Source organism: Gordonia namibiensis NBRC 108229 (assembly GCF_000298235.1).
Classification (GTDB): Bacteria; Actinomycetota; Actinomycetes; order Mycobacteriales; family Mycobacteriaceae; genus Gordonia; species Gordonia namibiensis.
Map to the genome: position 1 here is coordinate 25,629 of NZ_BAHE01000010.1, position 13,403 is coordinate 39,031.

General features: G+C 68.4%; 10 protein-coding genes. 4 read left to right on the forward strand and 6 right to left on the reverse strand.

Annotation, left to right across the window (positions count from 1 at the left end; all coding sequences use genetic code 11):
* Positions 1 to 30: 30 nt before the first annotated feature.
* Complete coding sequence (locus GONAM_RS05640; RefSeq protein ID WP_006865811.1) at positions 31 to 1,254, forward strand: sulfite reductase subunit alpha; 1,224 nt, start codon at positions 31 to 33, stop codon at positions 1,252 to 1,254.
* Positions 1,255 to 1,280: 26 nt separating this feature from the next.
* Positions 1,281 to 2,228: a ChuX/HutX family heme-like substrate-binding protein gene (locus GONAM_RS05645; protein WP_006865812.1), complete on the forward strand. Its 948-nt coding sequence runs from the start codon at positions 1,281 to 1,283 to the stop codon at positions 2,226 to 2,228.
* A gap of 297 nt (positions 2,229 to 2,525) precedes the next feature.
* Here GONAM_RS05645 and rho read toward each other — a convergent pair whose 3' ends face one another.
* From rho to argS, 6 genes are all read right to left on the reverse strand, one after another.
* Positions 2,526 to 4,604, reverse strand: a complete 2,079-nt coding sequence (gene rho / locus GONAM_RS05650) for a transcription termination factor Rho (RefSeq protein ID WP_006865813.1) — start codon at positions 4,602 to 4,604, stop codon at positions 2,526 to 2,528.
* 443 nt (positions 4,605 to 5,047) lie between these two features.
* Entirely contained in the window at positions 5,048 to 6,052 is a 1,005-nt protein-coding gene (thrB, locus tag GONAM_RS05655) for a homoserine kinase (protein WP_006865814.1), read from the reverse strand.
* Positions 6,033 to 7,118: a threonine synthase gene (thrC, locus tag GONAM_RS05660; protein ID WP_006865815.1), complete on the reverse strand. Its 1,086-nt coding sequence runs from the start codon at positions 7,116 to 7,118 to the stop codon at positions 6,033 to 6,035. The genes thrB and thrC overlap by 20 nt, the downstream gene beginning before the upstream one ends.
* Positions 7,111 to 8,454 (reverse strand): homoserine dehydrogenase, encoded by a 1,344-nt coding sequence (locus GONAM_RS05665; protein WP_006865816.1) that lies wholly within the window; start codon positions 8,452 to 8,454, stop codon positions 7,111 to 7,113. The genes thrC and GONAM_RS05665 overlap by 8 nt, the downstream gene beginning before the upstream one ends.
* A complete protein-coding gene (gene lysA / locus GONAM_RS05670) occupies positions 8,451 to 9,872 on the reverse strand; it encodes a diaminopimelate decarboxylase (RefSeq protein ID WP_006865817.1) in 1,422 nt (473 codons plus the stop codon). The genes GONAM_RS05665 and lysA overlap by 4 nt, the downstream gene beginning before the upstream one ends.
* Positions 9,869 to 11,521, reverse strand: a complete 1,653-nt coding sequence (gene argS / locus GONAM_RS05675; RefSeq protein WP_006865818.1) for an arginine--tRNA ligase — start codon at positions 11,519 to 11,521, stop codon at positions 9,869 to 9,871. Before argS ends, lysA begins: the two co-directional genes overlap by 4 nt.
* Positions 11,522 to 11,677: 156 nt before the next feature.
* Between argS and GONAM_RS05680 the strand changes: the two genes are divergently transcribed.
* Together GONAM_RS05680 and GONAM_RS05685 are read left to right on the forward strand one after the other, a co-directional pair.
* Complete coding sequence (locus GONAM_RS05680) at positions 11,678 to 12,502, forward strand: thioredoxin-like domain-containing protein (protein ID WP_006865819.1); 825 nt, start codon at positions 11,678 to 11,680, stop codon at positions 12,500 to 12,502.
* Between the two features lie 17 nt (positions 12,503 to 12,519).
* Complete coding sequence (locus GONAM_RS05685; protein WP_006865820.1) at positions 12,520 to 13,311, forward strand: DUF305 domain-containing protein; 792 nt, start codon at positions 12,520 to 12,522, stop codon at positions 13,309 to 13,311.
* Positions 13,312 to 13,403 lie beyond the last annotated feature (92 nt).

The window sequence follows — 13,403 nt, forward strand, 5'->3', positions numbered from 1 at the left end:
CATCACCTCTCCGACCACGAAGGATTCTCGATGTACGACGCCGCTTCGGCCGGTACCAGCACTCCACTGAGCACCACCCCGGATGAGTCGTCGACGCAGCAGTCCGCCCCGGCACGGCGCAAGTCGGCCCGGTCGCCGTGGAACCGGCGGAACCCCTACCCGGCGACGATCGTGACCAACACCATCCTGTCCGGTCCGGGATCGGCCAAGGAGGTGCGCCACGTCGAGATCTCCCTCGGCGACAGCGGCATCACCTACGAACCGGGCGACGGCATCGCCGTCACGCCGGTCAACGATCCCGCCCTGGTGGATCTCCTTCTCGAGCGCCTGGGAGCGGTCGGCGACGAGATCATCGCCGACCGGAAGGCCACTTACAGCCTCCGCGAGGCCCTGACCACGCGCTACGAGATCGGCTGCCCATCGAAGTACCTGGCCAGGGCGGTGGCCGAGCGCACCGACCATGCCGAGTTGACCCGCCTGATCGAGGCCGGCGACGCCCAGGCGCTCGACACCTGGCTCCACGGGCGTGACGTCCTCGACCTGCTGAACATCGATCCGACCATGGTCTTCGCACCCGAGGAACTCCTCGAGGAACTCAGCCCGCTCGCCCACCGCGAGTACTCGATCTCCTCGAGCCCCGCCGTTCACTCGGGGACCGTGCACATCACGATGGCGACCGTGCGCTACGTCGCCGGCGACCGCGAACGCGGCGGTGTCTGCTCGACGCACCTCGCCGACCGGTGCGCGCCCGGTGACACCGTGAACGTCTTCATCACCCCCAACAAGACGTTCCGTCTTCCGGAGGGCGACGTCCCGGCCGTCATGATCGGTCCGGGAACCGGGATCGCCCCGTTCCGCGCTTTCCTCCATCACCGCGCGGCCACCGGGTCGACCGGATCGAACTGGCTGTTCTTCGGCGACCAGCATCGCGACACCGACTACCTCTACGCCGACGAGATCGACGGCTTCGTCACCGACGGCCTGCTGGATCGGCTGGACCTCGCGTTCTCGCGGGACCAGGACCACAAGGTCTACGTCCAGGACCGCATGCGCGAGAACGGCGCGGACCTGTTCGCCTGGCTCGAGAAGGGCGCCCACGTCTACGTGTGCGGTGATGCCGCCACGATGGCCGGCGACGTCGACGCGGCTCTCCATGAGATCGTCGCCCAGCACGGCGGTCTCGACTCCGACGCCGCGCGCGACTACGTCGACGCACTCCGCGCCGCGGGCCGCTACGCCCGCGACGTCTACTGAGCCGACTCCGGCGAGATCTGCGCGCCGTGCCCGACCCCACCGACGACCCGATCCGGCCGAGCGACCTCGAGACCCTCCTCGCGACACCGGGTTTCGGCGAGTCCGCGGTCAGTTCGGACATCGGCGCGATCGCCGCGCGACTCCCCTCGCTCGCCGAGGTCGTCGGTGTCACGGTCGCCGGACCGGTGATCATGAATGCGGTCGGCGTTCACGGAATCCCCACCCCGCTGGGTGGCCCCCTCGCTGTCGGTCCTGAACGGATCTCGTTGCGCCTCAACCCCTCTCGGTTGTCGTCGACACTGCAGACCGATCCCGCCGCCCAGGTCCCGCCCACGCTGCGCCTGTTCGACGCGAGCGGCGACACCGCGCACGCGACCTACCTGACCGAGAACTCCGACCGCCTCGCCTTCGAGTCGCTGAGCCTGTCCACCTCGATGGCGGCGGTTCACCACTCGGAACCCACGCCCGTCCCGACGTTTTCCGGACCCGAGTACATCCCGGCCGCACTCCCCGACCGCCACGACGGCGACCAGGTCGGGCTCTTCGACTCGGTCCTGCTCGACGGCGGCACCTCTCGGCTCCAGTCGCTGGCCGAGGGCCGTGGTTCGCGCGGCACCCGCGTCGATCCGCGTCGGATCATCGCCGCACTCGAGCACGCCGCGCTGCTGGGGATGACGGTCACCCTCGCCGCCGCAGCGCCCGGATGCATGCAGATGCGCCAGGACCGGCTCGACGGCGCCCGCGAGCACCGCGGGCAGATGGTCCTCGCGTCCGGCGCGTCTCGGGTGATGATCAACTTCACCCACGTCGAACAGTGCTGGGTCACCTGGTCAGAAGGAGCCTGGGGCCCCACTGCCGCCCTCGAGTTCTACGACCGGCGCGGGCGCTGCTGTCTCGTCGTCACGCACGTCGGCGCCGTGTCCCGCGCCACCGTCGAGGCGTGGGATCACCTGACCGGCGATCTGGCTTCCTGACCCTTTGGCTGCCTGAGGCGCGAGGAGCGCAAGCCGACGGGCTGAGTAGCGACGAAGGAGCGTATCGAAGTCGACAAGCCACGAAGGCCTGGTGACCCTTCGATACGCTCGCAAGCTCGCTACTCAGGGAGCGGATACGCTCGCAAGCCCGCTACTCAGGGAGCGGATACGCTCGCACGCTCGCTACTCAGGGAGCGGATACGCTCGCACGCTCGGTACTCAGGCAGCAGAGACACAAAGACCGACGGCCCTGGCCCGCGTGATGCGGGACAGGGCCGTCGGGTGGTTCGTCGACTGTCAGTCGTCGTTGCCACCGGCTCCCGGAGCGGTCTTCTGGACCGACATCAGGAACTCGATGTTCGTCTTGGTCTTCTTCAGCTGGCTGATGAGCAGGTCGATCGCCTGCTGCGAGTCGAGACCGGACAGGAGACGACGCAGCTTGTGGACAATCGCGAACTCATCGGGCGAGAGCAGGAGCTCGTCCTTGCGGGTGCCCGACGGGTTGACGTCGACCGCGGGGAACACGCGACGCTCGGAGATCTTGCGATCGAGCTTGAGCTCGGCGTTGCCGGTGCCCTTGAACTCCTCGAAGATGACCGTGTCACCGGTCGAACCGGTCTCGACCATCGCGGTGGCGATGATGGTCAGCGATCCGCCGTTCTCGATGTTTCGAGCCGCACCGAGGAATCGCTTCGGCGGGTACAGCGCGGTCGAATCGACACCACCGGAGAGGATTCGGCCCGACGCCGGCGATGCGTTGTTGTACGCACGACCCAGACGGGTGATCGAGTCCAGAAGCACCACAACGTCTTTGCCGCTCTCGACGAGACGCTTGGCACGTTCGATGGCGAGCTCGGCGACCGAGGTGTGGTCTGACGGCGGCCGGTCGAAGGTCGAGGCGATGACCTCACCCTTGACCGAGCGCTGCATGTCGGTGACCTCTTCCGGACGCTCGTCGACAAGCACCACCATGAGGTGACATTCCGGGTTGTTGACGGTGATCGCGTTGGCGATGTCCTGCAGGATCGTCGTCTTACCGGCCTTCGGCGGCGAGACGATCAGTGCACGCTGCCCCTTGCCGATGGGCATGATCAGGTCGATCACGCGGGTGGACAGGCGTTCCGGTGTGGTTTCCAGGCGCAGTCGCTGGTTCGGGTACAGCGGAGTGAGCTTGTTGAACTCGGGGCGCTTCTTCGCCGCCTCCACGTCACCGCCGTTGACGGTGTCGAGGCGCACCAGCGGGTTGAACTTCTGGCGCTGGTTCTGCTGGTCACCCTCGCGCGGCACCTTGACCGCGCCGGTGATCGCGTCGCCGCGTCGAAGGCCGTTCTTGCGCACCATGTTCATCGACACGTAGACGTCGTTGGAACCGGCGAGGTAGCCGGAGGTACGGACGAAGGCGTAGTTGTCGAGCACGTCGAGGATGCCGGCGACGGGCTGCAACACGTCGTCTTCGGAAACCTGCGGCTCGTTCTGGCTGCCGCCGTCACGATCGCGCCCACGACGACGCTCGCGGAAACGGCGTCCCCGGCGACGACCGCCGCCTTCGCCGTCGTCGTCCCGGTCGTCACGGTTGTCCCGGTTCTGGCCGCCGCCGCGGTTCTGGCCACCGTCGCGATTCTGGTTGTCGCGATTCTGGTTGTCGCGGTTCTGGCCGCCCTCGCGGTTCTGGCCACCGTCGCGGTTCTGGTTGTCCCGGTTCTGGCCGCCCTCGCGGCTCTGGCCACCGTCGCGGTTCTGGTTGTCGCGGTTCTGGTTCCGGTTGCGGCGATTGCGCTGCTCACCGGCTTCGGAGTCGCCGCCCTTCGGCGAATCCGCCTTGGCGTCGTCCTTCGACTCGCCACCCTTGGAGGACTGGTCGGCGTTCTGCTCGCCGGCCTCCGGGTTCACGTTCTTCTTGCCCGAGCGGGAGGCCTGACCGGAATCACCGTCTTCGGCGGACTCGACGATCGACAGCTGCCCGTCCTCGGACGAGGCCTTGGCGCTCCGGCGCCGAGTCTCGGAGGTCTTGGTGTCGGCCTTGGCCTCGGCCGAGGCACCCTCGGTGGCCTTTACCTCGGTTTTCTTGGCTTCGGTGTTCTTGGCTTCGGTGTTCTTGGCTTCAGGGCTCTTGGCCTCGGCCTTGGCGTCTGCGGTCTTGGCGGCTCCGCCGCCCTGGCGCTCCTTGATGGCGGCGATCAGATCGCCCTTGCGCATCCCGGAGGTGCCCTTGATGCCGAGTTCACCGGCAACGGTCCGCAGCTCGCTGAGCACCATGCCGGACAGGCCGGTACGTGCTGCACGAGCGCGTGTCTTGGCCGGTTGCCCCGAGTCAGGGCCGGCCGAACCCGCGGATTCCTGCTCGGCAGGTGCGGTGATCAGGTCCGTATCTGTCACGGAAGTCCTTTCGTTCCTCCCGCAGACGGAAGCTGCGAGAGGTCTACGTTTCCCTGCTGTGTACGCGAGGGAGTCCGTCCGCGTTGGACGGTAGGGGGTGAACGGTCAGAGAGATGTTCGGTCCCGCTGCGAGCGTGCTCGGGAGCCACCCGTGCTTCGGCACCGTCGACAGAGACCCACGACCCCGGCCGGATACGATCGGTGGCCCCGATCGGTGATGGATGAGAAGCACGGCGGGACAAGCCCGCGCGGCTAGACCAGAATATGTTAACCCCGTTCGCATGATAGGGGCAACACGCCGAAAGTGCCAAATGGAGACATCGATCGGAAATTGTGATCCTCGGCTGGACACCGCTGAACACCTCGTTCCCAACGTGCGTTGCACGTCGGGTATTCCCCGGGCGCCCCGTGACGAAACGCCTCCACCGCGAGGAGCGTCGAACTCAGCCCGCGCTGATGTCCACGCCGCCGGCAATGGCCACCGAATGCGTGGTGAAACCGAGTCCTTGCGCGAGCAGCCGGATGTCGGCCGGGATCGGCCCGGTACCCAGCACGAGCACCGTGGGCCCGGCGCCGGAGACCGTCGCGGCATGTCCGCGCGCGCGCAGTTCGGCGACGAGTTCGCTGGTCGGCACCATCGCCGAAGCACGATAGGGCTGGTGCAACCGGTCCGCCGAGGCGGCCATGAGATTACGCGGGTCGGAGGTCAGCGCCACGACAGCGAGCGCAGCCCGGCTCAGGTTGAAGACCGCATCGGCGCGCGGCACCTCGTCCGGCAGGAGACCGCGGGTGAACGACGTCGACGACTCGGTGTCGGGGACGAAGACGGTCGCGCACACGTCGGGGTGAACCGACAGCCGGTGGGCGTGATACGAGTTCACGTCGTCGGTGGTCTCCGTCCAGGTCACGACGACCGAACCGAGGACGCTCGCGGCGGCGTTGTCGGGGTGTCCCTCGAACTCACTGGACAACTGGACCAGTTCGTCGGTGGACAACCCGGCGCCGAACCCCGCGGCCGAGATCAAACCGGAGGCCGCGGCGAGGCCGGAGACCGCGGCCGCCGCCGATGAACCGAGGCCCCGCGAATGCGGTATCTGGTTGACGCAGCGCAACTTCAGGCCGGGCGCGGACACGCCGGCGTGGGTGAGACCGCGGTTGAGGGCGCGCACGACGAGGTGGGACTCGTCGCGCGGAACGTCGGCCGACCCCTCCCCCTCGATGTCCAGCACGATGCCGCCGTCGACGGTTTCGACGATCACCTCGTCGTAGATGCCCAAAGCGATGCCCAGACAGTCGAATCCCGGTCCGAGGTTCGCGCTCGACGCCGGCACCCGGACGCGCGCCGAGACACCCACGGGCAGCTGACGTGTCGCCACCCCGGGTTCGGTCATCTCGCCGTTCTGCGTCATCTCCTCGACCCCGGCGGACTCAGCCGACACCGAGGGCATTCGCCACCGCCACCGGATCGACCGGGATCGCCTCGACCTCGGGAATGCCTGCCAGCGCGGTGTCGGGGTCCTTGAGACCGTTGCCGGTCACGGTGCAGACCACCGTCGAGCCGGCCTCGATCCAACCGTCGGCACGTGCGGCGAGGAGTCCGGCCACGCTCGCGGCGGATGCCGGCTCCACGAAGACGCCTTCCTTGCCCGCGATCAGGCGGTAGGCCTCGAGCAGCTTCTCGTCGGTGGCCGCACGGAACTGACCGTTCGACTCCTCCTTGGCGGCGACGGCCTGGTTCCAGCTCGCGGGCGAGCCGATGCGGATCGCGGTCGCGATGGTCTCCGGCTCCTTGACCGGGGCGCCGTTGACCAGCGGGGCCGCTCCGGCGGCCTGCACGCCGAGCATCCGCGGCACCGAGGACGACACACCGTCGGCGTGGTACTCGGTGTACCCCTTCCAGTAGGCCGTGATGTTGCCGGCGTTGCCGACGGGCAGCGCGTGCACGTCGGGCGCGCGGCCGAGGACGTCGACGATCTCGAAGGCGGCCGTCTTCTGGCCCTCGATGCGGGCCGGGTTGACCGAGTTCACGAGCTCGATCTCACCGAACTCGGCAGTCGCCTTGCGGGCGAGCTCGAGGCAGTCGTCGAAGTTGCCCTGGACCTGGATGATCTTGGCGCCGTGCATGACCGCCTGGGCGAGCTTGCCCATCGCGATCTTGCCCTGCGGGATGAGCACCGCACAGGTGATCCCGGCGCGGGTGGCGTAGGCGGCCGCCGAGGCGGAGGTGTTGCCCGTCGAGGCACACAGCACGGCGGTCTTGCCGTTGTTGACCGCGTTGCTCACGGCCATGGTCATGCCACGGTCCTTGAACGAGCCGGTCGGGTTGAGACCCTCGACCTTGAGGTAGACCTCGCAACCGGTCAGCGACGACAGATGCGGGGCGCTGATCAGGGGGGTGCCGCCCTCGAGCAGGGTGACGACCTTCCAGTCGTCGGCGACGGGCAGCCGCGAACGGTATGCCTCGATCAGGCCGGGCCACGCGCGGTGCACAGGCGCAGGAGTCGTCTCAGTCATCGGTACCTTCCAATCGCAACACACTCGACACCTTGATGACGGCGTCCATGTCTTCTAGCGCCGCAACGCAATCCGACTGCGCGCGGTCCGGGGCCCGATGGGTGACCACGATCAGGCGCGCGTCGTCTCCCGCACCTTCCTGGCGTACCGCGGCGATGCTCACCGAACGCTTGGTGAACTCACCGGCGACCTGGGCGAGGACGCCCGGGCGGTCGGCCACGCGCATCGAGATGTAGTAGCGGGTGAACACGTCGTCGATCGGGGCGATCGGCAGCGACGCATAGGTGGACTCCAGCGGACCCCGCCCGCCGTGGACACGGTTGCGCGCAGCCATCACCATGTCGCCGAGCACGGCCGACGCGGTGGGCGAACCACCGGCACCCTGGCCGTAGAACATCAACCGGCCGGCGTTCTCCGCCTCGACGACCACCGCGTTGAACGCCCCGTTGACGGTGGCGAGCGGGTGGGTCAGCGGGATCAGCGCCGGGTACACGCGCGCCGAGACCCGCTGGGAGCCGTCGACATCGCGCACCCGCTCGCAGATCGAGAGCAGCTTGATCGTGCAGTCGAACTTCTTCGCGGCGACCAGGTCGGCCGCGGTCACCGAGGAGATGCCCTCGCGGTGGACGTCGGCGGCGGTGACCCGCGAATGGAAGGCGATCGACGCGAGGATCGCGGCCTTGGCCGCCGCGTCGTAACCCTCGACGTCGGCGGTCGGATCGGCTTCGGCGTATCCGAGACGGCCCGCCTCGGCGAGGGTGTCGGCGTAGTCGGCGCCGGTCTCGTCCATCTCCGACAGGATGAAGTTTGTGGTGCCGTTGACGATTCCGGCGACGCGCTCGACGGTGTCGCCGGCGAGCGACTGCATCAGCGGGCGGATGACCGGGATCGCACCGGCGACCGCGGCCTCGAAGTAGAGGTCGACCTTCGCCTCGGCGGCCGCGCTCGCGAGTTCACCGGTGTACTCGGCCAGCAGCGCCTTGTTGGCCGTGACGACCGACTTGCCGCTCTCGAGCGCGGTGCGGATCAGCGCACGGGCCGGGTCGATGCCGCCCATGAGTTCGACGACGATGTCGACGTCGTCGCGTGCGATCAGCGACGCGGGATCGTCGGTCAGCAGTTCCTGGCCGATCTTGCGCGGCCGGCTGAGATCTCGCACCGCGACGCCCCGGATCTCCACCGGTGCGCCCACGCGCGCTCGCAGGTCGTCGGCGTTGTCGGTGATGATGCGCACCACCTCGGCACCGACGTTGCCCATCCCGAGTACCGCCACCCCGATGGGTCGCACGGCATTCACCTCGCTTGTGTCGCTTGCGTTCTGAACAGATCCGGTCACGAGCCCACCTCCAGGCTGAGGAAGTCGTCGATGGTCTCGCGCCGCAGCATCACGCGTGCTGCCCCGTCGGCCACGGCCACGACCGGCGGCCGCATGGTCATGTTGTACCGGCTCGACATCGAGTAGCAGTAGGCGCCGGTGGCGGCGACCGCGATCAGGTCGCCGGGACCCAGATCCTCGGGCAGCCAACAGTCCTTGATGACGATGTCGCCGCTCTCGCAGTGCTTCCCGACGACGCGGCAGACGACCGCACGTGCGTCGGACACCCGCGAGACCAGCCGGACGTCGTATTCGGCCTGGTACAGGACCGTGCGGATGTTGTCGCTCATCCCGCCGTCGACGGAGATGTAGCGGCGGGTGGCACCGCCGCCGAGCGCCACGTCCTTGACGGTGCCCACACGATAGAGCGTGACCGTGCCGGGACCGGCGATCGCGCGACCGGGCTCGACGGCGATGATCGGCATCGGCAGACCGACGGCTTCGGATTCGCGGCGGACGATGTCGGCGAGAGTTTCGGCGACCTTGCCCACCGGCAGCGGGCGCTCCTCTTCGAGGTACGAGATACCCAGTCCGCCACCAAGATCCACGATCGACATCTGCGAGGTCTTCTCCACGCCGAACTCGTCGACGACATCGTGGAGCAGGCCGAGGACACGGTGGGCGGCGAGCTCGAAGCCGTCCATGTCGAAGATCTGCGAGCCGATGTGGCTGTGCAGACCGACGAGGCGGAGGTTGTCGGTCGCGAAGACCCGACGGATCGCGTCCATCGCGACACCGCCGGCGAGGGCGAAGCCGAATTTCTGGTCCTCGTGGGCTGTGGAGATGAACTCGTGGGTGTGGGCCTCCACACCGACCGTGACGCGGACGAGCACGTCGGTGACGACTCCCCGCTCGCCCGAGATCGCGTCGAGCCGGTCGATCTCGATCATCGAGTCGAGAACCACGTGCCCGATACCGGCGTCGACCGCCGCAGCCAGCTCCTCGGGGCTCTTGTTGTTGCCGTGCAACGCGATTCGCTCCGCGGGGAAACCGGCACGGAGCGCGATGGCGAGTTCGCCGCCGCTGCACACGTCGAGGGAGAGGCCCTCGTCGTTCACCCAGCGCGCGACCTCGGTGCACAGGAAGGCCTTCGATGCGTAGTGCACCCGGCCGTAGGGGCCGAAGGCCGCCATCATGTCGCGGCACCGGGACCGGAAGTCGGCCTCGTCGACGATGAACGCCGGGGTGCCGAACTCGGCGGCCAGCTCGCTCACCGGCACGCCGGCGATCCGCAGCTCACCCGACTCGTCGCGGGCGGCGTTGCGCGGCCACACCTGGGGCGGCAGGGCGGCGAGGACGGCCGGATCGTTCGGGCGCTGCGCGAGGTGCGGGGCGGCCAGGAGTTCGGCGTGCCGCGGGCCGGCCGGGTGCGCGCTCACATCTGCTCCGGAGCGCTGACACCGACCAGTCCGAGGCCGTTCGCCAGGACCTGGCGGGTGGCCTCGCACAGGGCGAGCCGGGCGCGGTGGATGTCGGCCACCTCTTCGTCGCCCTGGGGAAGGACGCGGCACTTGGCGTAGAAGCGGTGGTAGGTGCCGGCCAGAACCTCGAGGTAGCGGCAGACACGGTGCGGCTCGCGCAGGGTGGCCGCGGTGGCCACGACCTCGTCGAAATCCCCGATGGTGCGGATCAATTCACCCTCGGCCGGGTCATCGAGCAGGTCGAGGTGATCGAGCGAGGACACCACGCCCAGGTCGGCGGCGTTGCGCGCCAACGCCGACATCCGGGCGTGCGCGTACTGCACGTAGTACACCGGGTTGTCGTTGGACTGCTTGGTCAGCAGGTCCAGGTCGATGTCGATGTTCACGTCCACCGACGAACGGATCAGCGAATACCGCGCGCCGTCGACGCCCACGGCGTCGACGAGATCGTCGAGGGTGATGACCGTGCCCGCACGCTTCGACATGCGCACCGGCTTGCCGTCCTTGACCAGGTTCACCATCTGGCCGATGAGGACCTCGACGGTGGCCGGATCGTCGCCCAGCGCAGCCGCGGCGGCCTTGAGGCGGCTGATGTAACCGTGGTGGTCGGCGCCGAGCATGTAGATGCACAGGTTGAAGCCGCGGTTGCGCTTGTCGCGGTAGTAGGCGATGTCGCCGGCGATGTAGGCGGCGTTGCCGTCGCTCTTGATGACGACACGGTCCTTGTCGTCACCGAAGTCGGTGGACTTCAGCCACCACGCACCGTCGTTCTCGTAGAGGTTGCCGTTGCCCTTGAGCTGCTCGATGCACTCGTCGACGAGGCCCGTCGCGAACATCTTGTCCTCGTGGGTGTAGACGTCGAAGTCGGTGCCGAAATCGTGCAGGCTCTTCTTGATGTGGTCGAACATCAGGTCCACGCCGACGGCGCGGAAGGTCTCGACCCGGTCGGCCTCGGGCTGCGACAACACGTCGGGCACCTTCGCGACGACCTGGGCGGCGATGTCGCCGATGTAGTCGCCGGCGTAACCGTCCTCCGGGGTCGGGTTGCCCAGCGCCGCGGCCTCCAGCGACCGCGCGAAGCGGTCGATCTGGGCGCCGTGGTCGTTGAAGTAGTACTCGCGCGTCACGTCCGCGCCGCGAGCGGCCAGAACACGACCGAGCGCGTCACCGACGGCAGCCCAGCGGGTGCCGCCGAGGTGGATGGGTCCGGTCGGATTGGCCGACACGAACTCGAGGTTGATGATCGAGCCGGCCAGCTCCTTGCCGCGGCCGTAGCTCTCACCCTGCTCCAGCACGGTCTTCACGACGGTGTTCTGGGCGGCCGCACCGAGCCAGATGTTGACGAAGCCGGGACCGGCGATCTCCGATTTCGCGATGCCCTCGGCGCCGGCGAAGGCCTCGGCGAGCCAGCCGGCCAGCTCACGCGGCGCCACCCCGAGTCGCTTGCCGAGCTGCAGGGCGACGTTGGTGGAGTAATCGCCGTGGTCAGCGTGACGGGGGCGCTCGACGACGATGGAGTCGGGCACCAGGTTCTCGTCCAGTCCGCGGTCGCGGACCACGGTCAGGGTCACGGCGCGCAGCAGCGCGGCCAGGTCGGCGGGAGTCACGGGACACCATCCTATTGGCCGAGGGCTGCTCATCGATAATCGCACCCTCCCAGAGCGGGGGCAGCCCACCAGTAGACTCGGGTGCGCCGAGCGCGCGTCGGGGGGTACGACCGCCCGCGCGCACGGCGACCCCCCGTCGTACGAGGAAAGAAGTCAATGGCGCGCAAACCAGGGGCCAACGTCCCCAAGGCTCGTAAGAAGTCCGGGTCCGTACCCACTGCGACCGGCCGGCAGGTCGACTGGATGCTGATCGGCGCCGTCGTCGTGGTCATCGGCCTCGTGGCCGGACTCGCGATCTACCTGCTCCCGAAGCTCAACGAGAAGCGCGCCAACGAGAAGGACGACGTGGCGGTCCAGTCGGCCGAGGGGTTCGTCCCGTCGCCGCAGACCCCGGACCCGTCACAGGGCATCGACGGCGTCACCAAGATCTACTACGAGGCCGGCAAGCACGTGAACGCCTCGCAGCGCGTCGCCTACGACCAGTCGCCGCCGTTCGGCGGTCCGCATGACGAGATCTGGGCGACCTGTACCGGCGTCGTCTACCCGAACCCGCTGCGTTCGGAGAACGCCGTCCACGCCCTCGAGCACGGCGCGGTCTGGATCACCTACAACCCGGACACCGTCTCGCCCGAGGATCTCGACTACCTGAAGCGACTTGTGCGCGGTGAGCAGTACCTGTTCCTGTCGCCGTACCCCGGCCTGGACAAGCCCATCTCGCTGCAGAGCTGGGGTCACCAGCTCAAGCTCGACTCGGCGAACGACCCGCGGATCGACCAGTTCATCACCTCGCTGCGCCGCAACATGATGCCCGGCGTCTACCCGGAGAACCCGCAGACCGCGGCCTACCCGGAGACCCAGGCCACCTGTACCGCCATCCCGGGCTTCGATCCGTCGAATCCCCCGCCGGCCGATGAGGGCGAACCCGGCCCCGACGCCGTGCCCATGGACGGCGGCGGCAACAACCCGATGCCCGCGGGCTGAACAAGCGAGGAACGACCATGAGCGAGACACCCGAGGGCACGACGACACCCGAGAGCACCGAGACCACCCCGTCGCGTCGACGCCCGGCTCTGCTCGCACTCGCCGCGGTGGCGGTGCTCCTCGTCGGCGTCGGACTGGGCCTGCTGATCCAGGCGAGCCTGACCGACAACTCCTCCGGGAAGGACTTCCCCGCGGCGAACTCGGCGGCGGTCGGTTTCGCACAGGACATGACGCGTCACCACGAGCAGGGCATCGAGATGGCCGCGATCGAACTCGAGCACGGCACCGATCCGCAGGTGCGCAGCATGGCTTTCGACATCCTGACCGCGCAGAGCAACGAGATCGGCCAGATGCAGTCGTGGCTGAGCCGCTGGGGCCGGCCCGTCACCAACCCCGGCGAGACGATGGGCTGGATGGGCCACGGACCGTCGACGGAGGCCTCCGGTGACGATCACGGTGACATGGACCATGGGGACACGGACCACGGCGACATGGGACACGGGGATCACGGGGCCGCTCCGGCGGCCGACGTCGAGCAGCCGGCCATGCCGGGCATGGCGACCTCGGCCGAGATGGAGCGGTTCCGCGCGATGCGCGGCCCGGAGGTCGACACGACCTTCCTGCAGCTGATGTTGCGCCACCACGAGGGCGGACTCCACATGATGGAGTACGCCGCGAACCCCGACAACGTCTCGCAGCCCTACGTCCGCGACCTCGCGTCGGCGATGGAACGCACGCAGGACAAGGAGATCGGGATCATCAAGGCGATGCTGGCCGAGCGCAACGCCCAGCCGCTGCCGATGAACTGACGATCGCCGCACTCGCCACCTCCGTTCGGAACGCCGCCGGCAGGCCGCGATTTCCGTAGCGGAGGTGGCGATTTCGTCGGCGGGTTAGTCTG

Bases quoted from the DNA above. Each gene is read 5' to 3' on its own strand.
- GONAM_RS05640 (WP_006865811.1), top strand. From the start codon at position 31: ATGTACGACGCCGCTTCGGCCGGTACCAGCACTCCACTGAGCACCACC.
- thrB (WP_006865814.1), bottom strand. From the start codon at position 6,052: ATGCCCTCGGTGTCGGCTGAGTCCGCCGGGGTCGAGGAGATGACGCAG.
- thrC (WP_006865815.1), bottom strand. From the start codon at position 7,118: ATGACTGAGACGACTCCTGCGCCTGTGCACCGCGCGTGGCCCGGCCTG.
- GONAM_RS05680 (WP_006865819.1), top strand. From the start codon at position 11,678: ATGGCGCGCAAACCAGGGGCCAACGTCCCCAAGGCTCGTAAGAAGTCC.
- GONAM_RS05685 (WP_006865820.1), top strand. From the start codon at position 12,520: ATGAGCGAGACACCCGAGGGCACGACGACACCCGAGAGCACCGAGACC.